The sequence below is a fragment of the Micromonospora sp. D93 genome (genome assembly GCF_018070365.1).
Lineage (GTDB): Bacteria > Actinomycetota > Actinomycetes > Mycobacteriales > Micromonosporaceae > Micromonospora > Micromonospora ureilytica.
The window spans coordinates 179300-202314 of sequence record NZ_JAGPXW010000003.1 but is presented as its reverse complement, the minus strand read 5'-3'; the positions used below and the strand labels follow the sequence as shown (position 1 = coordinate 202314).

Below are 23015 nucleotides of genomic sequence, written 5' to 3'. Positions count from 1 at the left end.
CGTTCGCCGGAACTCTACTTGCTGTTCGCGTACGCCTCGTACGCCCGGATGACCTCGTCGGTGGGGCCGTCCATCCGGATGACGCCCGATTCCAGCCAGATCGTCCGTTCGCAGGTGTCGCGTACCGAGGAGAGCTGGTGGCTGACCAGGAACACCGTTCCCGCGCCCTCCCGCAGCTCCCGCACCCGCTGCTCGCTGCGCCTGCGGAAGCCCTTGTCGCCGGTGGCGAGTGCCTCGTCGATGAGCAGCACGTCGTGCTTCTTGGCGGCGGCGATGGAGAACCGCAGCCGGGCCGCCATGCCGGACGAGTACGTCCGCATCGGCAGGCTGGCGAAGTCACCCCGCTCGTTGATCCCGGAGAAGTCGATGATCCCCGCGGCCTGCTTGGCCACGTCATCGGGGTGCATGCCCATGGCCAGGCACCCGAGAACGACGTTGCGCTCCCCGGAGAGGTCGTTGAGCAGGGCGGCGTTGACGCCCAGCAGCGACGGCTGCCCCTGGGTGTGGATGGCGCCCCGGTTGACCGGCAGCAGGCCGGCGATGGCCCGCAGGATGGTGGACTTGCCGGAGCCGTTGCTGCCGATCAGCCCGATCGCCTCGCCCCGGTACGCGGTGAAGGAGATGCCCTTGACCGCGTGCACCTCCCGGACGTTCGGCGCGTGGGTGCGCTTGACCAGCCGGCGCAGCGCCGCCACCGGCGTGGTGCCACCGGCCGCGCCCTGGTGCACCCGGTAGATGATGTGCGCGTCGTCCACGACCACTGTCGGGATGCGCTCCTGCGTCCGGGTCATCGTCGCGCTCGCCTCGATGGGGGCGTCGAAGTGCTCAACCACGGCCGTACTCCTGTTCGCCGCGCCAGAAGTAGATGAAACCGCCGATGCCGGCCACCAGCGCCCAACCGGCGCCGACCAGCCAGAGCTGGGTCAGCGACTCGTTGAGCAGCGGTGCCTCCTCGAGCAGCGTGTACCGCGCCAGCTCGATGTAGACCAGGAGGGGGTTGTACTGCACGAGCGTCGTCGCCCAGCCGGGCAGCCGGTCGAAGAGGCTGACGCTGTAGAGGACGCCGGAGCCGTACATCCAGGTCCGCATGATGAACGGCATGACCTGCTTCAGGTCGCTCGACTTGGCGCCCAGCCGGGCCACGAGCAGCACCACTCCGGCGTTGAACACCGCCTGCAGCAGCAGCGCCGGCACCAGCAGCAACCACTCCCAGGTGAGCGGCTCGCCGGTGACCAGGACGATGCCGATCAGCACCACCATCGAGGCCAGCAGTTGCTGGAACTGGGTGATCGTGGTGGACAGCGGCAGGCTGGCCCGGGGGAAGTGCAGCGCCCGGATCAGCCCCAGGTTGCTGCTGATCGACTGGGTGCCGGCCAGGACCGCGCTCTGGGTGAAGTTGAAGATGAACAACCCGGTGGTCAGGTACGCGATGAAGTTCGGGATGCTGTTCTGTGCGAGCACCACCCCGAAGATCAGGTAGTAGACCGCCGCGTTGGTCAGCGGGGTGAGCACCTGCCAGAGTTGACCCAGCTTGGCGTTGCTGTACGAGGCGACGAGCTTGGCGTTGGCGTACGCGGCGATGAAGTGCCGGTAGGCCCATAGTCGGCGGCTGTACTCGACGAGGCTGGGTCGCTCACCGGCGACCCGTAGCCCGTGCCGAGCGGCCAGCTGCGCCTGGGTCAGGCCCGTGGCGGGGTCGACCAGCGCGGTGGTGGCCATGGAAATGGCGCTCCGATCTTTCGTGCAGACGGGGGTTGCTCGCGACGATCGAATCCTAGTGGGAAATTTGCGCGGGGCGCCGCCTCGTCGCTGCGAGGACAGTAGTCCGAAACACGTCGGGACGCAACCGTACCGTCGTTGCGCTACGCTATCCGGCGTGACCTGCGATAAGAGCCCTCGATGACTCCCGAAAAGAGGCGGGCGCCGGCCGGCGCGGCGGTGCTGCGGGACGAGATCACCACGGCGATCCGCCGCGCGCTGATGCAGGAGCTCGCCGCGGTCGGCTACGGCCGGCTCTCCATCGAGGCGGTGGCCCGGCGGGCCGGCGTCAGCAAGACGGCGGTCTACCGACGGTGGAGCTCGAAGCTCGACCTGGTGCTGGAGATGGTCGCCGCCGCGGCACACGGCAAGCTCCCCGCTCTGGACACCGGCACGCTGCGCGGTGATCTTGCGCTGCTGTTCCAGGCGGTGGCGCACGCGCTCCGGCACCCACTGGCGTCGCAGATCATCCCGGACCTGCTGGCCGAGGCCGCCCGCAACCCCAGCATCGACGCCACCCTGCGTCAGGTGCTGCACGCCCGGCAGCAGGAGATCGGCGGTCGCCTGGTGACCCGTGCCGTGCAGCGTGGCGAACTGCCCGCCGACACCGAGCTGGACGCCGCCATCGACCTCATCGTGGGTCCGCTCTACTGGCGGCTCGCCATCGCCCGTCTCCCGCTCACCGACGGTTACCTCGACAGCCTGGTCGAATCCGTGGCGGCCGGGCTCGGCGCCGACGGCGTCCTGCCCCATCCCCGGGCGGCTCCGATGTCGGGCTGACCAGCACCCCGACACTCGGCCACAGCTAACAGCGGTGCCCCTGCCCGATTCCGCTACGCTGCCCCCTTGACACCCGGCCGTCATCCTGCCGATGCCCCTCATCCGCCTGACGAGTAAGGACGCCCGTGGCCAACGTCGACAGCATCGCCGTAGCGCCCGCCAAACCGGATCCGACGCCGCCGACCGGGCCGGCATCCCGGCCCGCCGGCGCTCGCGCGGGGCTGTCCCGGGTACGCACGCTGGTGGCCGTCGCCCCGGCGGTGCTCACCGATGGCGCCGTGATCGCGTTCGCGCTCTTCACAGTGCTCTACCACCTGGCCTTCCTGGGGGACCTGCGTCCGTCGGTGACCTTCCGGATCTGGCTGCTGGCCTGTGTGGTGCTCGCGGTCGTGGCCGTGCTGCGCGCCCGCCGCCGCGCCGGCGCCCCGGCCGACACCACCACGGCCGACAGCGCTCCGGCGGCGCAGGATGCGCCCGGCGGCGCACGTCCCTCAGCCGACCGCCGCCTGCTGATCGGGGTTCTGGTCGCCGCCGCCGTGGCCGCCATCTCCGCCGGTGTGGCCGGCACCGGTGTCAGCGTCTCCTGGTGGATCCCGGCCGTGGCCGGCCTGCTCGCCGCCGTCGGTGGGCTCCTGCTGGTGCGTCAGGCCTGGCTGAGTGGCCCGGCGCCCACCCCGGCCGCCCCGGCGCCCACCACCGTGCAGTCGGCGTACGCGCTTGTCGTCTCGGTCCTGGTAGGCATCTCCTCGTTCTTCCTGGCCCGCAACACCCCTGACGACGTCTACTACGTCGGCAAGTCGGTGTGGATCGCCGAGCGCGACCTGATCCCGCTCAACGACTTCCTGTTCTCCGAGAACGTGCTGCCGGCCATGGGCTCGCAGCCGCCCATCCCGTCGATCGAGGTCTTCGACGGCGCGTTCGCCAATGTCGTCGGCATCCATGCCAGCTCGGCCCTCTGGTACGTGCTGCTGCCGATCATGGCGGTGCTCGCGGCGCTGGCGCTGTGGCGGCTGACGCACCGGTGGGCCCCGCGCCGTCCGCTGCTCGCCTTCACCGTGGCGATCGCGTACCTGTACCTCGTCGCCGGTGGCGATGCCGCACTGGGCACGTTCCACCTTCCCCGGCTGCACGAGGGCAAGGGCATGTTCGTCTCGGCGGTCATCCCGCTGATGTGGCTCTACCTGACCGAGTGGTTCGACAACCGATCGCGGCGCAGCCTGCTGCTCATCGTGGCGCTCTCGATCACCGCGATCGGGCTCACCAACACCGCGGCGATCATCCTGCCGATGCTTGTCGGCGCCGCCGGCTTCGCCATGCTGCTGGTCGGCCGCTGGAAGGCAGCCGTCGTCGCGGCGGTCGCCGCCCTCGCGTACCCGATCGGTTCGCTGGTGGTCTCCCGCCTGCTGCTCGGCGGGATGACCGCGACCGGCGCGGACGACGCCTTCTTCGACGCGGCGTACACCTACAAGCGGACCCTGCTGTTCGGCGTGGTCGGCGTGATCAGCGGCCTCGCGCTGTGGTGCGGTGCGTTGCTCGCCCGTCGGCGTACGCCCGCGCTGCTCGCCGCCGGCGCCACCCTGGCGTTGAGCGTGTTGTTCGTGCCCGGCGTGCTGGAGCTGCTGAGCGCGTTGAGTGGCATCTCGGTGGTGCTGTGGCGGGTGCCGTGGCTGCTCGCCCTGCCGACGCTCATCGGTCTGCTCTGCACCGTGCGCGTGCCGGCGCCGACCCGGGCGCTGCGCCGGGTGGCGTCCGGGGGGATCGCGGTGCTGCTGGTCGCCTCGTTCGCGCTGTTCGCCACCCCGATGTGGTCGCCGAAGAGCTGGGTCGACGTGCACGACCGCCCCACCTGGAAGCTCCCGCAGCAGCGTCAGTCGATCGCGTTCTGGATCAAGGGCCTGGACCGCCCGCAGGGCCTGCTGCTCGCCCCGAAGACGATCATGCGCACCACTCCGATCGTCACCAGCGAGGTGAGGGTCGTCCTGCCCCGCGACTTCTATCTCGTCGAATACGACCTGAACTCCCAGTTCGCCAAGGACAGACTGCTGCTCTCCGGCTTCGCGGACGGCGCCGCCAGCCCGACGCCGGCCGAACTGAAGCCGGCACTGGACCGCCTGGACGTGGGCACCATCTGCGTCTACAACGGCAACCGTTACGCCCGCGACACCGCGCCGCGACTGGGCTACCAGGAGTTCGCCAAGCGCAAGGCACCTGGCGCGATGACCTGCTTCCGGCGGGCCGACTGAACGCTCTTCCCGCACCGGGCGCCCGACCCCCTGGTGGGGTCGGGCGCGCCACCGCACGGAGCTTTGCCCGAAATGGTGCCGGATACCCGAGCGACACCGAGCTGTCCCCTCGCGTTAAGGTCGCAGTCACACGCAGCCGGCCTCGATTGAGTCGCTGCGCTACGGGGGAGTGACGTCCGTCCATCACGGGCACCGCCCGCAATGAAATCTCGTAGGGAGCGAACTCGTTTGTTCGGCACGTTGACAGGACGCCTCGGAGTGGCCGCCCAGAGTGCGCTACTGGTACTGGCCTACCTGGTCATGCTCGTCGGCGGCGTATTCGGCTGGATCGGCCTGTTCGCCGTCGCCGGGTTGGCCGCCATCATCGGCGAGTTCGCCGTCGCCCGCTGGTCACCGCCGTCGCAGCTGCTGTTGGAGAAGGTGGGCCTGCACTGGTCGTACCGACAGCTGACCCGGGACCTCGCCGCCGTGTTGCTGGTCGTCGCCGAGGTGCGGCTCAGCGGCGGCGAGCTGACCCTGCTACTCGTACTGCCGGCCGCGGTGTGGGTCGTGTCGGTCTTCGCCGGTGCGTTCTCCACCATGATCGAGCGTCGTAACCCGCTCTCCGCCATGGTGCGCAACATCGAGCTGGGTCCACTGTCGAGCGCCCCCCAGCCGCCCGCCTGGGCGGCGGCGGTCGCCGGCGACCGGATGCCCCTGCTCAACCTGCTGCTGGTGCCGGCCGGCGTGGCCGCCGCGGTGCAGCACGATGCGACGCCGTTCTTCGTGGCCGGCGCGGTGGCGGTGGTGGCGACCGGTCTGGTGGGCGCCATCATCGCGCTGACCTGGCTCCGGGGTCGGGGCGCGGGGCAGGGCCCGCTGCTGCCGGCGGTCCAGCGTTGGCTGGACAACTACCGGCCGGAGGTGGGGCTCTACTTCGCCGGTCCGGCAAAGGACGTCTACCAGGCGAACATGTGGCTCGCTCCGACCGAGGCGCTGCAGCAGCGCGCGGTGGTGCTGATGCGCAGCCGGGAGGCGTTCATGGAGCTGGCCGACACCCGGCTGCCGGTGATCTGCGTACCGGCCGGGGTCGACTTCATGAACCTCGACCTCGGCGGCCTCCGCGCGGCGCTCTACGCCGCCAACGTCGGCGCGAACATCCACATGCTCCGCGAGCCGGGTACGAAGCACGTCTTCGTCGGGCACGGCGACAGCGACAAGCAGGCCAGCGTCAACCCCTACAGCAAGGTGTACGACGAGGTCTGGGTCGCCGGTCTGGCCGGTCGGGAGCGCTACGCGCGGGCCGGCGTTGGTGTGCTCGACTCGGACATCGTCGAGATCGGTCGGCCGCAGCTCGCCGGGGTGCACACCTTCGGCGCCGAGTCGGTGGACCGGCCGTTCACAGTGCTCTACGCGCCCACCTGGGAGGGCTGGCTCGACGACGACCCGTACCACACCTCGCTGGTGCTGATGGGTGAGCGGATCGTCAAGGGGCTGCTCGCCACGAATCCCCGGGTCCGCCTGATCTACAAGCCGCACCCGCTCACCGGGTCGCGGTCCAAGGCGGCGAAGGCCGTGCACGAGCGGATCCTGACGGCGATCCGCGCCGCCGGCGGCAACCCGGACGCGTCCTCGCTGGACGGCACCGCGCACCTGGTGGTCACCGGCCGCACGCCGGCGCTGTTCGACTGCTTCAACCAGACCGACCTGCTGATCAGCGACGTGTCCAGTGTGGTGTCCGACTTCGTGCAGAGCCAGCGGCCGTACGTGGTTGCCAACCCGGCCGGCCTGTCCGAGGACGAGTTCCGCCGCGAGTACCCGACGGCTCGGGCCGCCTACCTGCTCTCCAAGGACTGCGGCGAGCTGGAGAAGATCGTGACGGTCACCCGGGCCGGTGACGACCCGATGACCGAGGCCCGCCGGGACCTGAAGACCTACCTGCTCGGCCCCGCCGAGGCGAACCCGATGGACCGGTTCCAGCAGGAGATCGACAGGCTCTGCCACTGAGCTCCGTCTCCACGGCATCGCGCCCGGCCCGACACTGTCGGGCCGGGCGCGTCCGTGTCAGGCGGCTACCTGCTCAGCCCAACAGGGCGGCTACCGCGTCGGCGGCCGGAAGGTCCGCCGGCAACGCCCGCGCCTCGACCACCGCCGCGACCGGCAGCGGGCCGTACACGTGGGGGAAGAGTTGCCCGCCGCGCGACGGCTCCCACCGCAGCGCGTCACCCAGTCGCTCCTCCTCGACGCTGAGCACTGTCAACCCGGTGGCCCCGGTGAAGTGCCGCCGCGCCGTCTCCACCACCTGGTCGCCCCCGGAGAGGTGGATGAACCCGTCCTGCCGGTCCACGGCGGAGCCGGCGAAGGCGCCGGCGGCGAGGGCGTCGTCCCATTCCGCGTTCGACAGCAGTTTGTAGATCATCACAGCAGCGTACGGGGCCGCCGGGGGCGCGCTCGCCCGGTTTTCGCCGGTACCGCCGCGCCCGTCGCCTCCCGCCGGGCATGCTCAGGTCAAGGGCCGCGGAGGGATGGGCGATGCAGAGCTACGACGATGACTGGACCGACAGCCAGCGCGCGCTGTACGACGAGTGTTACCGGGCCGGCGGCGAGTGGGCCGAGGACCCGGACACTCCGTCCGACGACGTACAGCACGTGATCAACCTGGCCGAGGCGGACGACGACGCCTTCCAGGACGCCGAGATCGACTTCCCGCCCCTGGTCGACGCGGTCACCCAGGCCGGCGGGGTCAACGTCACAAGCGTGCCGGCCAGCCACGAGGACCCGGGCTTCCGCGGGTTCACCGACGGCGTCCGGGACGCCACCGCCGAAGACGTCTTCGGTCTGTAGCGGCAGGTAGCCCGCCCAGCGCGGGCGGGTGGCCTCCCGGTCCGCGCGCGCTTCTGCCACCATTCGCAGAACAGCGCTGCGACGGACGGGGGCACGGGTGCGGATCCTGCTGGTGGAGGACGACCGCCGGGTGGCCGCCGCGCTGTCCTCCGCCCTGACCCGCCGGGGGTACGAGGTCGAGCACGCGGCCACCGTCGCCGCCGCGCTCTCCGCCGCCCCGTGCGACCTGGTGCTGCTCGACCTGACGCTGCCCGACGGGGACGGCACCGACCTGTGCCGGGAGCTGCGTCGGCGCAGCAGTCAGCTCGGCATCATCGCGGTGACCGCCCGGGGTGAGGAACGCGACCGGGTGCTGGGTCTGCGCCTCGGCGCGGACGACTACGTGGTCAAGCCGTTCTCGATGGTGGAGTTGCAGGCCCGGATCGAGGCGGTGCTGCGCCGCGCCGCGAACGCCGCGCCGGAGCGGCACCTCATCGAGGCCGGGTCGGTCCGCATCGACGTGGCCGCGCGGACGGTGACCGTCGACGGCCGGGCCGTCGCGTTGACCCGCAAGGAGTTCGACGTGCTCCTCTCGCTGGCCCGCCAGCCCGGGGTGGCGGTGCCCAGGGACCGGATCCTGCTCGACGCCTGGGGCACCACCTGGGCCGACCGGCACACCGTCGAGGTGCACGTCGGGTCGCTGCGCGGCAAGCTCGGCGACGCCCGGCTGGTGGAGACCGTGCGCGGCGTCGGCTACCGGCTGCGCGACGCGTGAGGAGCTGACGTGCGCCGTCGCCTGGTGATCAGCTATCTGCTGCTGATGGTCCTCGTCCTCATCGCGTTGGAAACCCCGCTGGCCGCCACCATGGCCAGCCGCGAGACCGAACGGGTCCGCGCCGACCGGCTCGCCGACGCCACCCGGTTCGCCTCGCTGGCCGGGCCGGCGTTGCGTGACGGCGGGCCCGGCCCGATCGAGTCGGAGCTGACCAGCTACGACAACCTGTACGCGATCGGCGCCGCGATCGTCGACCGGGACCGGAAGATCCCGGTCTCGTCGCCGAGATGGCAGCCCAGCCCGGGGACCGCGACGGTGCTGGACGTCGCGCTGTCCGGGCAGCAGACCAGCGCCCCCGAGTCGGTCTGGCCCTGGACGACCGACCCGGTGGTGGTGGCGGTGCCGATCAACGACGGAGGTGAGGTGCTCGGCGCGGTGGTGATCGTGACCCCGGCCGGCCCGATTCGCCGAGCTGTCGTCGCGTGGTGGCTGCTGCTCGCCCTGGCCGGCCTGCTCGCCGTGCTGGCCTGTGTGCTCACCGCGTTCGGGCTGGCCGGTTGGGTGCTGCGCCCGGTCACCGAACTGGACGCGGTCACCCACGAGATCGCCGAGGGCGACCGGGGCGCCCGGGTGCAGCACCGGCTGGGACCGCCCGAGCTGCGCCGCCTCGCGGCCAGCTTCAACCACATGGCCGACGTGGTGTCCGACGTGATGGACCGGCAGCGCGCCTTCGTCGCGCACGCCAGCCACCAACTGCGCAACCCGCTCACCGCGCTGCGGCTGCGGGTGGAGGAGTTGGGGCCCAGCCTCACCGACCCGGACGGTCGGTCCGAGCATCGGCTGGCCCTGGAGGAGACCGACCGGCTCGCGCTGGTGCTCGACGCCCTGCTGACCCTCGCCCGGGCCGAACGGGAGGAGAACGAGCGCGTCACAGTGGACGCTGTCGCGGTGGCCGCCTCCCGGGTGGCCGCGTGGGCGCCGCTGGCCCGGCACCGGTCGGTCGCGTTGCGGCTGGCCACCACCGACGCCCCGGCGTACGCCCAGACCGTGCCGACCGCCGTCGACCAGGCGCTGGACGCGCTCATCGACAACGCGGTGAAGTTCAGCGGGGCGGGCGGGGCGGTGACGGTGACAGTGGCCCGCCGCGACGGCGGGGTGGCGCTGGAGGTTCGCGACTCCGGTCCCGGCATGACCGAGAGTCAGCTCGGCCAGGCGACCGAGCGGTTCTGGCGTGCCCCGGACGCGCAGAACGTGGACGGCGCGGGGCTCGGCCTGACCATCGCCGCCGTGCTCGTCGACGCGTCGGACGGGCGGTTGACAATGCGTCCGGGGGAGTCGCGGGGGCTGGTCGCCGCCCTGTGGTTCCCGACGCCGGCCCTGCCGGTGGAGCCGGCGGAGGAGGAACCGGCCGCCGACCTGCGACCCAGCCCGGCGCTCTGAGGCCAGGCCGTCACGGTTTGGTGGCCCGGTACCAGGCGGCGGCGCCCGGGTGCAGCGACAGCGGCGCGGTGACGATCGCCGAGCGCGGGCTCATCCGTCCCGCCGCCGGATGGGCGGCGGCCAGTTCGGCGCGGCGTTCCATCAGCAGCCGGGTCACCTCACGGACCAACGGCTCCGGCAGGTCGGCCCGGACGATCAGATAGTTCGGGTCGGCCACAGTGGTCACCGCGTCCACCCCGTACACCGAGCGGGGGATGTCCCGGGAGACGTAGACCTGGCCGTAGCGCGAGCGCAGCGGCTCGGTCCACTCGCTGAGGTCCACGATCCGGATGGCGCTGGCCTCGGCCAACTCCTCGATGCCCCGGACCGGCAACCCGCCGGAGAAGAAGAACGCGTCGATCCGCCCGGAGCGCAACGCCATCACCGAGTCGTCCAGACCGAGCCGTTCGCGGCGCACCTCGTCACCACCGAGGCGGGCCACCTCCAGCAGTCGGGTCGCGGTGATCTCGGTGCCCGAGCCGGGCGCGCCGACGGAGACTCGCCGGCCGCGCAGGTCGGCGACCGTGCGGACCGGGCCACCGCTCGTGGTGACCAGGTGCAGTTGGTCGTCGTACACCCGGGCGACGGCGTCGACAGTGGGGCTCCCCACCGTGCTGGTGGGCAGCACGTCGGCCTGGGTGAAGCCCAGCTCGGCCCCTCCGGAGCCGACGAGCTGGACGTTCTCCGCCGAGGCGGCGGTGATCACCACGCTGGCCCGTACGTCGGGGAGTTCCCGGTTGAGGATGGCCGCCAGGGACTGCCCGAACGCGTAGTAGACAGCGGTGGGGCTGCCGGTGGCGATCCGGATCGACGTCGGCTCGGTCGGGGTGTCCCGGCAGCCGGCGACGGCCAGGTTCGCGATCAGCAGCACCGTCGACAGGGCGGCCAGGCCGGCGCGGCTGGACGGGGTACGACTCACGCGGTGCACTGTGCGCCGTCGGACCGGTGCGCGCAAGCCCGGGTCGGCGACGTCCCGGACGATCGGAACCCGATCAGCAGGCCCGGCGACCCGCCGGCGCCACGACCGCGCCCCGCGCCGAGGCCGGGCTCACCCCGCGCGCCGGCTCCAACGCCGCGCTGCGCAGGATCCGCTGCCGGTCCGGGCCGTCGGCCACGCTGACCAGGAAGCAGCCCGTGCCGGGGCGGAGCCGGGCCGGCACGTCGAGCACGGCCGCGCCCCGGATCAGCACCGCGGCCAACTCCCGGTCGGTCAGCCGGACACCGAGGATGTGCCGGCGGACGTGCCGCCCGGCGGCCAGCAACGCGGAGCGCCAGGCCGCCTCCGCCAGCCGGGTCACCAACCGCCGGCGGGCCGGCGAGGCGCCGGGCAACGGCCCGCCGAGCAGCTCGCGCCGCCCCTGCCACCAACCCGCGTCCAACATCCGGGTGTACGCGCCCTGGTGCTCGCGGGGCACCCACAGCCGGTGCAGCTCGTAGCGGCGGCGCAGGCCACCGACGGCCACCTCGTGGGTGACCGGGATGTCCAGCCGGTTGAGCAGTTGCCGCATCCGTTGCGCGGCGTCCTCCCTGTTGAACTCCACCCCCGGGGTGTGCTCGGCACGGACCGCGCTCGGCCGGGCGGCGGTCGGCGGCGGTGTGCACCGCAGCAGGCAGGCGGCCTCGAACGCGTCGCCCAGTGTCAACCAGCCCAGCGGGGATGGGGGTGTCGGGGAGTGGGGCCGGTCGAGCAGGGCGGGTTCGCGGGTCAACGGAGGCTCCCTTGTCGGAGTCTGGGTTGCCCTACCGTGGCCCCTGCCACGCCGTTATGGAACCGGTCCGGCCCAGCCTTGAGCAAATCTTGCGGCTGAGGTGCCGCTACAGGTCGCTGACCACCAGATCCACCTGCCGCACCCGGCCCGCGGCGGTGGCCTGCTCCAGCACTGTGTGCTTCAACTCCCGCAGGGTGCCCACCAGTTCCGCGGCGGTGCGCGGCCGGGCGCCGGCGACGAGCAGGTCCCGGACCAGCCGCCCCTTTGTCGCCTTGTTGAAGTGGCTGACCACCGAGCGGACCGGCACGCCGTCGACCTCCCGCTCGTGCAGTACCCGTACGGTGACCGTCCGTTCGGCCAGCTCACCGCGCGGCGCCCAGGTGGCGGCGTACGCGCCGGAGCGCAGGTCGAGCACCGGGCCCCGCCCGGCGGCCTCGTCCACCGTCGGCGTCAGCACTCCGCGCCAGTACGTCGACAGCGCCCCGACGTCGGGCAGGCGAGCGCCGATCGGGCAGCGGTACGGCGGGATCCGGTCGGCGAGCCGGACCACGCCCCACAGCCCGGAGCTGATCAGGATCGACCGGCGGGCCGCCCGTTGCGCCGCGGCCGGCAGGGTGGCCAGGTCCAGCGCCTCGTAGAGCACCCCGGTGTAGAGCCGCTCGGCCGGCGCGGTGGCGGCCTCCCGCAGCCGGGCGTTGCGCCGCAGCTCGCCCCGCTGGCCCGCACTGAGGCCGAGCGCCGCCCGCGCGGCCTCCTCGTCCGGCCCGGCGCTCAGCGCCACCAGGGCGTCCAGCACCCGCTCGCGGGCCGGGTTCAGCGCCGGTAGCGAGAGCCGGTCCGGCGTCCAGCGCCGTCCCGTGCCGGCGTCGGCCTTCCCCTCCGAGGGCGGCAGCAGGATGAGCATGGGTCTCCTCGACGGGCGAAACGGCGGCGCCCCACGCGCCGGCCCGGCCAGCGTACGACCAGCCCCTACCGCCAGGGCCGTACCGGGGTGTCGGGGTGGTACACGCGATAGCCGCCGACCTCCCGCACCGGCGAGGCGTCGGCCCGGTCGGCGAGCAACCGGCGCAACCGCCGGTCCATCGGCGAGTCGACAGCCACCACGTAGCCGGGCCGCTCGGCCCGTCCCACCTGCCGCCAGTACGGGCGGTAGCGGTTCTGCCCCGGCGACAGGTCCCCGTCGAGCACCCCGCAGATCACCGACTCGTCCGTGTTGAAGATCAACCGGTTGCAGGTCCAGTAGTCCCCGTACACCTCGTGGGGTCCGTCGGCGCGCAGCGCGGCGGCCAACTCCCGGGCCTGGCGCTCCTCGGTCCGCGACGCGGCGGTGCCGGTGGCCGCGAAGAGCACGGTGACCACGAGCGTGGTCACTGTCAGCGCGGCCAGTACGGCGGCGGACAGCGCGCCGGTGAATCGCCCCAGCACGCTGCTGGTGCCCCGCCAGGCGGTCAGCGCCGCCACCCAGAGCGGCCAGAGCACCGCCGGCAGCGACAGTTGCAGCACCGACAGGTAGCGGGCGTTGTCGAGCGGGCTGGTGGCGGCGAGCGGGCTGCGCACGTACGACAGCAGTGTCAACGCGGCGCCGACGATCAGCGCGAGCTGCACGACCGGCCCGACCCGCTCCCCGCGCGGCGCCCCGGCCGCTCGGCGGTACGCGAGCACCGCGAGTGCCGCGCCGGCCACCAGCAGCACCGGGTACAGCACGCCGAACCACTGTTGCCAGCGTCCGCAGCCGTCCACCGGGCAGAGCCCGTGCGCCAGCGGCACCCCCTCCAGCAGGCCGCCCCGGATCCGGTCGGACCACTGCGGCTGCGGCCCGGCCTTGGTGCTGACCTCCCGGAACACCGTCAGCGAGTCGTCACCGGGCCCGGCCCGCAGGTTGTCGACGATCATCGGGGCCACGCCGACGACCACCCCCGCCACCAGCAGCAGGCCGGACCAGCCGAGCACCTCCCGCCGCACCGCCCACACCAGGGCCAGCCCGGCCACCGCGAGGTACGGCAGGATCAGCCAGTCCGACCAGACGGCCAGCCCGACGAGCAGCCCGAACAGGCCGACCGCGAGCCGTCGGCGGTGGACCGTGCCGGCCGCCAACCCCACGGTGATCAGCAGCATCAGCAGCACCGCCGGCTTCACCTCCGGCCGCCCACCGACGACGGTGAGCTGGTCGCGCACCACCCGCTCCGGCCCGAGCGCGAGCAGACCCACCACGAAGGCGGCGAACCACGGGGTGCAGAGCCGGCGGGTCAACCGGTGGATCAGGTAGAGGAAGACCGCGTACAGGGCGAGCATCGGCAGCCGCAGCACCGGCCAGCTCGGCCCGGCCACCGCCACCAGGGGAGCGGCCAGGTACGACTCCAACATCCCCATGTAATGCTGGCCGTAGAGGAAGACCGGGTGTTCCCGACCCCGCGCGATGTGCAGCGCGGCGAGACCGAAGGTCGCCTCGTCGCTGTTCGACACCGGCACCGTGAAGAGCGTCAGGACCAGCCGGTAGACGACACCGGCGAGCCCGAACAGCAGCGCGACGAGCGCCGGCCGGTCGAGTCGCGGACGCCGTCGCCCGCGGTGCTGCTCTGGATGCGACACGACCAACGCCCCCGTCGTCGTCCCGACCGGAGTGTTTCACGTTCGGCGGGGCCGCCGAGGTGGATCGGCGCAGCCCGAGTTGGCTCGCGTGGCCGTGGCTCTCGACGTGTGGCAGGGTTGGCGCCGTGCCACCCACTCCCGCCGGCCAACTGGCCGTCACGAACCTGCACCGGGCTGCGCGGATCGAGGACGCCGTGCACCAGCTCGTCCAGCGTCGACTGCGGCGCACCGGCTGGCGGGTCAACATCGTCGCGTACACCGGCTACGGCGCGCCGGGGTGGGTGCGGGTGATGTGTCGGGTGTTGCTGGGCCGTCCGGACACCCGCCAGCGGGGTCGGCTGGACAAGGTCCGCGGCTGGCGCAGCTTCACCACGCTGCCCAACAAGCACGTCACAGTGACCATCGAGGCCGGCGGGGTGCGGCACGAGACGCAGGCCGACCGCAGCGGCTTCGTGGACACCCTGGTCGAGGCGGACCTGCCGCCCGGTTGGGGCACGGTCCGGCTCAGCGTGCCGGACGCCGAGCCGGTCGACGCCCCGGTGCGCATCCTCGACCCGGAGGTCAAGTTCGGCATCATCTCCGACATCGACGACACGGTGATGGTCACCGCGCTGCCCCGACCGCTGCTCGCCGCGTGGAACACGTTCGTGCTCGACGAGCACGCCCGCGCGGCCGTGCCCGGCATGGCGGTGCTCTACGAGCGGCTGGTCACCGCTCACCCCGGCGCGCCGGTCTTCTACCTCTCCACCGGGGCGTGGAACGTGGCGCCCACGCTCACCCGCTTCCTGTCCAGGCACCTCTACCCGGCCGGGCCGCTGCTGCTCACCGACTGGGGCCCGACCGCCGACCGGTGGTTCCGCAGCGGCATGGAACACAAGCGGGTCACCCTCGCGCGGCTGGCCCGGGAGTTCCCCGACGTGCGCTGGCTGCTCGTCGGCGACGACGGCCAGCACGACCAGGAGATCTACCGGGAGTTCGCCGCCGCCCACCCGGAGAACGTCGCCGGCGTGGCGATCCGCCGGCTCTCCCCGACCCAGTCGGTGCTGGCCGGCACCCTGCCCGCCCCGGCCGGCCGCCCGTCGTCGGGGCCGGTGGGGCAGAAGTGGCTGTCCGCCCCGGACGGCGCCGGCCTGTGGCAACTGCTCCGCGACGCGGGCCTGGTCTGACGCCGCCGACGCGCTAGCATTGCTATCACGCTAGCGGCTCATCGGGAGGAGATCAGCAATGGCAGCCCTCAGTATCCGAGACCTGGACGATACGGTGAAGGAGAAACTTCGGATCCGTGCCGCCCGACACGGCCGGTCGATGGAGGCCGAGATCCGTGCCATTCTGACCTCGGCCGTTACCGGCGAGGCACCTAGGGCCGACCTCTTCAGCGCGCTCACCGAGCGGTTCAGCGGGCTCGGTGGCCTTGATCTGGACCTCCCTGCCCGAGCCACCCCACCTCGCGCGGCTGACCTGCCGGGATGATCGTCCTCGACACCAACGTGGTCTCCGAACTCATGCGCTCCGAGCCGGCGTCCGTCGTCGTCGGGTGGCTACAAAGACGTTCTGGAGATGCTCTCTACACCACCACTGTCACCGTCGCCGAGATCCGCTACGGCATCGCCCGCCTGCCCGACGGTCGCCGTCGAGAGTCCCTACGGCAGGCCGCCGATGAGATCTTCGCCGCCTTTCCCCGCCAGGTTCTTCCCTTTGACCTTGCGGCGGCCAACGCGTACGCCGACATCGTGGCCGGCCGGGAGAGCCTCGGCAGTCCGATCGACGGCTTCGATGCACAGATCGCCGCCATCTGCCGCTCCCAGGCGGCCACCCTCGCCACCCGCAACGGCAAGGACTTCACTGACACCGGCATCGCCATCATCGACCCCTGGCACGGAACAGCCGACTGACAATTCGACATGCGACAGCTCAAAAGTCTTTCTCGCCTGCCCGGCCGGACGCCGATCTGGAGGTACGGCCGTCCGCGGCCGAGCTGAACGAGCACCTGAAGAACTGGCGGCGCAACCAGGACCGCCAGTCGAGGTGACCGCCTCTAGTCTCGGCGGAGCCAGACCGCGCCTAGTGGGGGGACCTGGAGGGCCGCTGACGCCACCATTCCATGCCACGGCACGTTCTCGGCGTGCACCGCGCCCGGCGTGGCGGATCTGGGCTCTCGCTCTGGCACCGCTGGGAATCGTGCGGACCGGCCTGGTTCTCCTCATGCTCATGCTCATGGGGTTCTATCTACTTCGGACGGTATTGGGTGTCCCGAGGTACTACGCCTGGGTCAACCGCCGTGGCAGAGGCCGTCGCTCCGCGTATCGACGAGGGAAGTGAGCCCAGGGACCCTCCGATCCGGAACCGTAAGCTGCCCAAGATCCTCAGCGGAGGTCACCCGATGTCGATGCCGATGAGGAACTGGGGCGTGTGGTTCGGCGGCTTGATGCTGTGGGCCGTGTTCGGCTTCATGATGGTGATGTTCAGCAGGAACCCGGCCAACGGGTGGGATCAGTTGTTGCTGGTCGCCGCGTTCTTCGTCGGCCTCTGTCACCTCGTCACGCTCGCCGCCATGTTCTCCTACGTGAAGGTGACTCCGGCCGCCCTTCTGGTGGTCAACCCGGGACTGTCGACCGCGATACCGTGGAGCCGCGTCCAGGAGGTGGTCGCGGAGCGTGGGCTCGTCGTCAGGGTCAAGGGCGCGGACGATGTCCACTGCTACGCGTTCCAACCCTCCGTCGTCGGCGGACTGATGGGCTACCAGGCCGCCCGACGAGCGGCCAGTAAGATCGACAGCTATAGGAAGAGCGTTGCCCTGACAGTCGGCAAGGACGACTCAAGGGGCGAAGTTCCCTGGCGACGTCACGTCCTGCGGTTGGTGGGTGGCTGGTCCGTTCTCGCGTTGCTCATACCCTCGTCGGTTCGAGTCCTTTGAGGAGCCATTCGTGTTCTGCGACCAGAGAGACGACATCCGTAGGCGCAGGTCGTACCGCTTGCACGTGCTGTCCTGGCGGGCGATGTTCTTGTCACTCGCCACGATCGCGTCGACTCAGGTCCTACAGGCTTATCACCTGATCAGCCATGGCGTTTCGGTGGGCATCGTCGCCCCGCTCGCTGCGGTCTTCGTCGTCTCCGCGCTGACGGTGATCGTGACGCTGGGCATCCAAGCCGCCTATCTTTCGGCCAACCCGCTGGGCAGAGGCATCCGCGAGCGCCAGATTCGGTTCAGCCGCATGCTCCTGGTGGATCTGGTGAGCCTTCCATGGAGTCTTAGAGTCCCCGAGAAGTGACTCGGGCCCCAGGAGCCGATCGCCTCCTGGGAACGCCGGCGCCGGTGGCGGCATGGGTCAGTTCTGGCGGAGCCAGACGGCGCCGAGCGGGGGGACCTGGAGGGCCGCGGAGGCGACCATTCCATGCCAGGGCACGTCCTCGGCGCATACCTCGCCGAGGTTGCCCACCCCGGACCCGCCGTAGTGGTGCGCGTCGGTGTTGAGCACCTCCTGCCACGTCCCGCCGGCCGGCAACCCGATCCGGTAGTCGTGCAGCGGCTGGGCGGAGAAGTTCGCCACGCACACCAGCGTCGAGCCGTCCGGGGCGATCCGGACGAACGACACTGTGTTGTTGGCGACGTCGTCGCCCGCGATCCAGCGGAACCCGGCCGGTTCGGTGTCCTGTGCCCAGAGCGCCGGGGTGTCCCGGTAGACCCGGTTGAGATCGCCGACGAGCCGTTGCACGCCGGCGCGGGCCGGGTCGTGCAGCAGGTACCAGTCGAGGCCGCGCTCCTCGCTCCACTCCCGGTCGTCGGCCAGTTCGGAGCCCATGAAGAGCAGCTGCTTGCCGGGGTGCGCCCACATGTACGCCAGCAGCGCCCGCACGTTGGCCAGCCGCTGCCAGGTGTCGCCGGGCATCTTGCCGGCCAGTGAGCCCTTGCCGTGCACGACCTCGTCGTGGCTGATCGGCAGCACGTAGTTCTCGCTCCAGGCGTATGCCAGGGAGAAGGTGAGCTGGTGGTGGTGGTGCTGGCGGTAGATCGGGTCCTTCGAGGTGTAGAGCAGGGTGTCGTGCATCCAGCCCATGTTCCACTTGAAGCCGAAGCCCAGCCCTCCGTCGGCGGTGGGGCGGGTGACACCCGGCCAGGCGGTGGACTCCTCGGCGATCATGACGACGCCGGCGTGGTGCTTGTAGACGGTCGCGTTCACCTCCTGCATGAACGCGATGGCCTCCAGGTTCTCCCGACCGCCGTACTTGTTCGGGGCCCACTCGCCGTGGTTGCGGGAGTAGTCCAGGTAGAGCATCGACGCGACCGCGTCGACCCGCAGCCCGTCGACGTGGAACTGGTCGCACCAGTAGAGCGCGTTGGCGACCAGGAAGTTGCGGACCTCGTTGCGGCCGAAGTCGAAGACGTACGTGCCCCAGTCGGGGTGCTCGCCGCGTCGCGGGTCGGGGTGCTCGTAGAGCGGGGTGCCGTCGAAGCGGGCCAGGGCCCACTCGTCCTTCGGGAAGTGCGCGGGCACCCAGTCCAGGAGTACGCCGATGCCGGCGGCGTGCAGCCGGTCGACGAGGTGGCGGAAATCGTCCGGGTCGCCGAACCGGGAGGTCGGCGCGTAGTAGCCGGTCACCTGGTAGCCCCAGGAACCGCCGAAGGGGTGCTCCATCACCGGCAGGAACTCCACGTGCGTGAAGCCCAACTCGGTGACGTACGCGGTGAGCTGCTCGGCCAGCTCGCGGTAGTCCAGACCGGGCCGCCACGAACCGAGGTGCACCTCGTAGACGCTCATCGGCTCCTGGTGCGGCTGCCGTTCGGCCCGCCGGGCCAGCCAGTCCGCGTCGTCCCACAGGTACGTCGAGTGGTGCACCACCGAGGCGGTGGCCGGCGGCACCTCGGCGTACGCGGCCAGGGGGTCGGCCTTGTCCCGCCACTGCCCGTCGGCGCCCAGCACCCGGTACTTGTAGCGGGCCCCGACCCGGGCGTTGGGGACGAACAGCTCCCACACGCCGCTGGAGCCGAGCGACCGCATCGGCCAGCCGTCGTCGGGTGACCAGCCGGTGAAGTCGCCGACCACCCGGACCCCGCGGGCGTTCGGCGCCCAGACGCTGAACGCGACGCCCTCGTCGAAGACCCGGGCGCCGAGCGCCTCCCACAGTCGCTCGTGCCGGCCCTCGCGGATCAGGTGCAGGTCCAGCTCACCGACTGTGGGCGGGTAGCGGTACGGGTCGTCGTGGGCGGTGCCGTCGACCTCCACCCGGTAGTCGAGCACTGTGCCGTCGACCTGCGCCTCGAAGACGCCCACGTCGTGCACCCGCTTCATCGGGTGCCGCTCGTCGCCGACGAGCAGCACCACGTCGCCGGCGCCCCGGCGCATCGTGCGGATCGTCGTCGAGGAGTCGGCGGGGTGCGCGCCGAGCAGCGCGTGCGGGTCGTGCGTCGCACCGGAGATCAGCTGGTCCATCGGTCGTCCTTCGGGGCGGCGTCGGTCGGTGCGGGGGCGGACGGGCGGGTGGCCGCTCGGCGCGGCGGGGTCGGAACCGGGCCCGACCGGCGGGGCGGAGTCGGTACGGGTGCTGTCCGTGCGGGTGCTGTCCGTGCGGGTGCTGTCGGTGCGGTGCCACCGGAGAGGTCGTCCGGCACGTCGGCGACGGTGAGGTCCGCCGGCTCGGCGCCCGCCGGCTGCGGCACGCTCGGTGGGGTCGGACGACGCACTGTCAACACGTGCGCGGGTTGCAGGTACGGATCGAGCCGGACCGCGTTGCGCTGACCCCAGTCGTAGCTGGTGCCGGTCAGCTCGTCGTGCACGGTGAACCGTTCGTGCCAGTCGAAGCCGAGCGCCGGCATGTCCAGGGTGGTGTTGCCCCACTGCACGATGCGCGGGTCGAACGAGCAGATCACGATGACCGTGTTGCCGGTCTCCGGGTCGTGCTTGGACCAGCAGAGCAGCGCCGGGTTGTCGATCTCGTGGAAGCGCAGGTTGCGGAGCTGGTGCAGGGCCGGGTTGTCGCGACGTACCCGGTTGAGGATGCTCAGGAACGGCGCCAACGAGCGACCCTGCGCCTCGGCGCCGGCCCAGTCCCGGGGGCGCAGCTCGTACTTCTCGTTGTCCAGGTACTCCTCCGCTCCCGGCCGGGCCACGTGCTCGAACAGCTCGTAACCCGCGTACAGGCCCCAGGAGGGGGAGAGCAGCGCGGCCAGCACCGCCCGGATCTTGAACATCGGCGGGCCGCCGTGCTGCAACGACTCGTGCAGGATGTCCGGGGTGTTCGGCCAGAAGTTCGGCCGCATGTAGTCGGCCGCCTCGATCAGCTCCTCGCAGTACGCCCGCATCTCGGCGGCCGTCGTGCGCCAGGTGAAATAGGTGTACGACTGCGTGAAGCCGATCTTGCCGAGGCCGCGCATGATGGCCGGCCTGGTGAACGCCTCGGCCAGGAACAGCACGTCCGGGTCGACGGCCTTCACCTCGGCGATCAGCCGGTGCCAGAAGTCGAACGGCTTGGTGTGCGGGTTGTCCACCCGGAAGATCCGGATGCCCTCGCCGACCCAGTGCAGCACCACCCGCAGCACCTCGGCCCGGATGCCCTCCGGGTCGTTGTCGAAGTTGACCGGGTAGATGTCCTGGTACTTCTTCGGCGGGTTCTCCGCGTACGCGATGCTGCCGTCGGCGCGGGTGGTGAACCACTCCGGGTGCTCGGTGACCCACGGGTGGTCCGGCGCGCACTGCAACGCCAGGTCCATCGCCACCTCCAGGCCCTGTGCCCCCGCCGCCTGGACGAACGCCCGGAAGTCCGCCTGCGTACCCAGATCGGGGTGGATCGTGTCGTGGCCGCCCTCGGCGGCGCCGATCGCCCACGGCGAGCCGACGTCGGTCGGCCCGGCGGTGAGCGCGTTGTTGCGGCCCTTGCGGTTGACCCGGCCGATCGGATGGATCGGCGGCAGGTAGAGCACGTCGAAGCCCATCGCGGCCACACCCGGCAGCCGCTCGGTGGCGGTCGCGAAGGTGCCGGACCGGCCGCCCGCCGCCCCTTCGGAGCGGGGGAAGAACTCGTACCAGGCCGAGTAGAGCGCCCGCTTGCGGTCAACCCAGATCGAGTACGTGTCGCCGACGGTGACCAGCTCTCGTACCGGGTGCTCCCAGAGCAGGTCGGCCAGGGCCAGCGCCCTGTCGACCCGCTGTGCCAGCGACAGGTCGGTGTCGACAAGCGCGGTGAGCGCGTCGGCGACCCGGGGGCGATCGGCGGCCGGGACGAGGCCCCGGGCGGCGGCGAGCACCCGCGCGCCCTCGGCCAGGTCGTTGGCCAGGTCCTCCGGCCCCTGCCCGGCGGCGATCTTCTTCGTCACCGCGTTCTGCCAGGTCAGGTACGGGTCCTGGAACGCCTCCACGGAGAAGGTCCACGAGCCGACGGCGTCCGGTGCGATGGTGGCGTGCCAGCGGTCCTGGCCGGGCTCGCCGGGGCGCATCCGGGTGAACGGCCGGCTCGTGCCGTCCGGACCAGCCCACACCACGTTGCAGCCCAGCGCGTCGTGCCCCTCCCGGTAGGCGCGCGCCGACACCGGAACCGGCTCGTCGACCACCGCCTTGGCCGGGTATCGCCCGCACGAGACGACGGGGGAGACGTCTTCGATCGGGAACCGTCCAGTCACCCCGCCAACCTACTGCGCGAGATCCGTTCGCGCGCGGCCAAGCACGCTGGTCCATCCCACCCGCTGGTCCCGCGTGGTGACATCGCTCAGACCGCGTGTCGAGGTGTGACACGTATCGTTGGTATTACGTGACGGAGGTTCAGAGCATGCGGTTGAACAGCAAGGGCCAGGTGACGATCCCGGCGGCGCTGCGGGCTCGATACAACCTGCACGAGGGCGACGAGGTCGACGTGGTGGAGGAGGGCGGGGCCCTCCGCATCGTCCGGGCCCACGGCGCCGAGACCCGGGGTCAACGCCTCGTCGGCCATATGCGGGGCCGGGGCAGCGCCAAGGAGACCGAGCACATGTCCACCGAAGAGCTGATGGAGATGCTGCGTGGCGAGTGACCGGCTCCGCGCAGTGCCTGTCCGATCACCGGACGCGACGACGACCCTGGTCGACACCAACGTGCTGCTGGACATCCTCACCGATGACCCCAAGTGGGCGGAGTGGTCCGGGACCGCCCTCGCCGAGGCCCGCGACGCGGGCAATCTGGTGATCAACCCCATCGTGTACGCCGAGGTGTCGGTCCGCTTCGACCGCATCGAAGAGCTGGACGAGGCGTTGCCGGCGGGGGATTTCCTTCGCGAGGAGCTGCCTTACCTGGCGGGCTTCCTCGCCGGCAAGGCGTACGCGCGATATCGGAGGCTGGGCGGCGCGAAGCGGTCACCACTGGCCGACTTCTACATCGGCGCGCATGCGGCCGTGTGCCGGTACAACCTGCTGACCCGTGACGGGACGCGATACCGCACGTACTTCCCGACCCTGACGCTGACCACGCCAGAAGACTGACCGCAACGAGATCGTCGCTGGTCCTTCCCGCGATCTTGCGTTTACTGTCGCGACATAAAGCGCATTCCGTGCATTTGGACGACAGAAACTGCAAGATCGACGCGGTCGGGGAAATCGCTCATGCAACTGCGTCGCTGGCCTCCCGACGCCCAGGCTCCACTACTCCGGGAATGACCCCACTCGCGCCGATCTTGCAGTTTCGGTTGCCGAACTGCGTGGAATGCGCCTTATGTCGCGACAGTAAACGCAAGATCGAGGCGAGCTTCGTCGATCATGGAGTTGTGGTGCCTGTTTTGACGCTATAACTTGCACTTCGTCGCCCACCACAACTCCATGATCGACGAGACGGTGCGGGCGGTGCGGGCGTTGACGAACGGCCACACCAGCGTCATGCAACGGTCTTGCCTGCAAGATCCACACGCGTTCAATGAAAGCGC

The 23015-nt window shown here is 71.2% G+C and carries 22 protein-coding genes; 13 read left to right on the top strand and 9 right to left on the bottom strand.

All coding sequences use genetic code 11. From position 1 onward, the window contains the following. Positions 1 to 14: 14 nt before the first annotated feature. Both KBX71_RS05340 and KBX71_RS05335 read right to left on the bottom strand, forming a co-directional pair. Positions 15 to 791 carry an ABC transporter ATP-binding protein gene (locus KBX71_RS05340; RefSeq protein ID WP_112585647.1) on the bottom strand — a complete coding sequence of 259 codons (777 nt, stop codon included), beginning with the start codon at positions 789 to 791 and terminating at the stop codon, positions 15 to 17. 34 nt (positions 792 to 825) lie between these two features. Further along, complete coding sequence (locus KBX71_RS05335) at positions 826 to 1719, bottom strand: ABC transporter permease (protein ID WP_124822709.1); 894 nt, start codon at positions 1717 to 1719, stop codon at positions 826 to 828. Between the two features lie 180 nt (positions 1720 to 1899). On the opposite strand from KBX71_RS05335, the gene KBX71_RS05330 reads away from it, so the two are divergent. The 3 genes from KBX71_RS05330 (at position 1900) to KBX71_RS05320 (ending at position 6767) form a co-directional block, all read left to right on the top strand. After that, a complete protein-coding gene (locus KBX71_RS05330) occupies positions 1900 to 2538 on the top strand; it encodes a TetR/AcrR family transcriptional regulator (RefSeq protein WP_210816812.1) in 639 nt (212 codons plus the stop codon). A gap of 125 nt (positions 2539 to 2663) precedes the next feature. Beyond that, complete coding sequence (locus KBX71_RS05325) at positions 2664 to 4781, top strand: DUF6077 domain-containing protein (protein WP_210816811.1); 2118 nt, start codon at positions 2664 to 2666, stop codon at positions 4779 to 4781. A 228-nt stretch (positions 4782 to 5009) separates the two neighbouring features. Then, the gene (locus KBX71_RS05320) at positions 5010 to 6767 is read left to right on the top strand and encodes a CDP-glycerol glycerophosphotransferase family protein (protein WP_210816810.1); all 1758 of its coding nucleotides are present in this window, start codon (positions 5010 to 5012) and stop codon (positions 6765 to 6767) included. Positions 6768 to 6840: 73 nt separating this feature from the next. Here KBX71_RS05320 and KBX71_RS05315 read toward each other — a convergent pair whose 3' ends face one another. Then, positions 6841 to 7179, bottom strand: coding sequence for a DUF952 domain-containing protein (locus KBX71_RS05315; protein WP_124822712.1), 339 nt, complete (start codon positions 7177 to 7179; stop codon positions 6841 to 6843). A 113-nt stretch (positions 7180 to 7292) separates the two neighbouring features. Here KBX71_RS05315 and KBX71_RS05310 point away from each other — a divergent pair, with 113 nt between their 5' ends. The 3 genes from KBX71_RS05310 (at position 7293) to KBX71_RS05300 (ending at position 9798) form a co-directional block, all read left to right on the top strand. Next, positions 7293 to 7604: a hypothetical protein gene (locus tag KBX71_RS05310; RefSeq protein ID WP_210816809.1), complete on the top strand. Its 312-nt coding sequence runs from the start codon at positions 7293 to 7295 to the stop codon at positions 7602 to 7604. Between the two features lie 97 nt (positions 7605 to 7701). Then, complete coding sequence (locus KBX71_RS05305) at positions 7702 to 8358, top strand: response regulator transcription factor (RefSeq protein ID WP_210816808.1); 657 nt, start codon at positions 7702 to 7704, stop codon at positions 8356 to 8358. A gap of 9 nt (positions 8359 to 8367) precedes the next feature. Next, on the top strand, positions 8368 to 9798 hold the full coding sequence (locus KBX71_RS05300) for a HAMP domain-containing sensor histidine kinase (RefSeq protein WP_210816807.1): 1431 nt from the start codon (positions 8368 to 8370) through the stop codon (positions 9796 to 9798). Between the two features lie 10 nt (positions 9799 to 9808). Here the strand turns inward: KBX71_RS05300 and KBX71_RS05295 are convergent, their stop codons facing one another. The 4 genes from KBX71_RS05295 to KBX71_RS05280 all read right to left on the bottom strand — a co-directional run bounded on the left by KBX71_RS05295 (position 9809) and on the right by KBX71_RS05280 (position 14141). Continuing rightward, on the bottom strand, positions 9809 to 10726 hold the full coding sequence (locus tag KBX71_RS05295) for a TAXI family TRAP transporter solute-binding subunit (RefSeq protein WP_247682999.1): 918 nt from the start codon (positions 10724 to 10726) through the stop codon (positions 9809 to 9811). A gap of 103 nt (positions 10727 to 10829) precedes the next feature. Then, complete coding sequence (locus KBX71_RS05290) at positions 10830 to 11546, bottom strand: hypothetical protein (protein ID WP_210816805.1); 717 nt, start codon at positions 11544 to 11546, stop codon at positions 10830 to 10832. 106 nt (positions 11547 to 11652) lie between these two features. After that, positions 11653 to 12450 (bottom strand): peroxide stress protein YaaA, encoded by a 798-nt coding sequence (gene yaaA, locus KBX71_RS05285; RefSeq protein ID WP_210816804.1) that lies wholly within the window; start codon positions 12448 to 12450, stop codon positions 11653 to 11655. 65 nt (positions 12451 to 12515) lie between these two features. Beyond that, positions 12516 to 14141, bottom strand: coding sequence for a hypothetical protein (locus tag KBX71_RS05280; protein WP_247682953.1), 1626 nt, complete (start codon positions 14139 to 14141; stop codon positions 12516 to 12518). Between the two features lie 119 nt (positions 14142 to 14260). Between KBX71_RS05280 and KBX71_RS05275 the strand changes: the two genes are divergently transcribed. The 5 genes from KBX71_RS05275 to KBX71_RS05255 all read left to right on the top strand — a co-directional run bounded on the left by KBX71_RS05275 (position 14261) and on the right by KBX71_RS05255 (position 17404). Continuing rightward, positions 14261 to 15301 (top strand): App1 family protein, encoded by a 1041-nt coding sequence (locus tag KBX71_RS05275; RefSeq protein WP_124823489.1) that lies wholly within the window; start codon positions 14261 to 14263, stop codon positions 15299 to 15301. Positions 15302 to 15359: 58 nt separating this feature from the next. Further along, positions 15360 to 15605, top strand: a complete 246-nt coding sequence (locus tag KBX71_RS05270) for an Arc family DNA-binding protein (RefSeq protein WP_210816802.1) — start codon at positions 15360 to 15362, stop codon at positions 15603 to 15605. After that, complete coding sequence (locus tag KBX71_RS05265) at positions 15602 to 16027, top strand: type II toxin-antitoxin system VapC family toxin (protein ID WP_210816801.1); 426 nt, start codon at positions 15602 to 15604, stop codon at positions 16025 to 16027. Before KBX71_RS05270 ends, KBX71_RS05265 begins: the two co-directional genes overlap by 4 nt. A 488-nt stretch (positions 16028 to 16515) precedes the next feature. Further along, complete coding sequence (locus tag KBX71_RS05260) at positions 16516 to 17049, top strand: hypothetical protein (protein ID WP_210816800.1); 534 nt, start codon at positions 16516 to 16518, stop codon at positions 17047 to 17049. A gap of 10 nt (positions 17050 to 17059) precedes the next feature. Continuing rightward, a complete protein-coding gene (locus tag KBX71_RS05255) occupies positions 17060 to 17404 on the top strand; it encodes a hypothetical protein (protein WP_210816799.1) in 345 nt (114 codons plus the stop codon). Positions 17405 to 17461: 57 nt separating this feature from the next. Here the strand turns inward: KBX71_RS05255 and glgB are convergent, their stop codons facing one another. Together glgB and KBX71_RS05245 are read right to left on the bottom strand one after the other, a co-directional pair. Continuing rightward, complete coding sequence (gene glgB / locus KBX71_RS05250) at positions 17462 to 19564, bottom strand: 1,4-alpha-glucan branching protein GlgB (protein WP_210816798.1); 2103 nt, start codon at positions 19562 to 19564, stop codon at positions 17462 to 17464. Then, positions 19552 to 21747: an alpha-1,4-glucan--maltose-1-phosphate maltosyltransferase gene (locus KBX71_RS05245; protein WP_210816797.1), complete on the bottom strand. Its 2196-nt coding sequence runs from the start codon at positions 21745 to 21747 to the stop codon at positions 19552 to 19554. Before KBX71_RS05245 ends, glgB begins: the two co-directional genes overlap by 13 nt. 128 nt (positions 21748 to 21875) lie before the next feature. Here KBX71_RS05245 and KBX71_RS05240 point away from each other — a divergent pair, with 128 nt between their 5' ends. Both KBX71_RS05240 and KBX71_RS05235 read left to right on the top strand, forming a co-directional pair. Beyond that, entirely contained in the window at positions 21876 to 22133 is a 258-nt protein-coding gene (locus KBX71_RS05240) for an AbrB/MazE/SpoVT family DNA-binding domain-containing protein (protein ID WP_307846964.1), read from the top strand. A 13-nt stretch (positions 22134 to 22146) separates the two neighbouring features. After that, positions 22147 to 22578 carry a type II toxin-antitoxin system VapC family toxin gene (locus tag KBX71_RS05235; protein WP_307846963.1) on the top strand — a complete coding sequence of 144 codons (432 nt, stop codon included), beginning with the start codon at positions 22147 to 22149 and terminating at the stop codon, positions 22576 to 22578. Positions 22579 to 23015 lie beyond the last annotated feature (437 nt).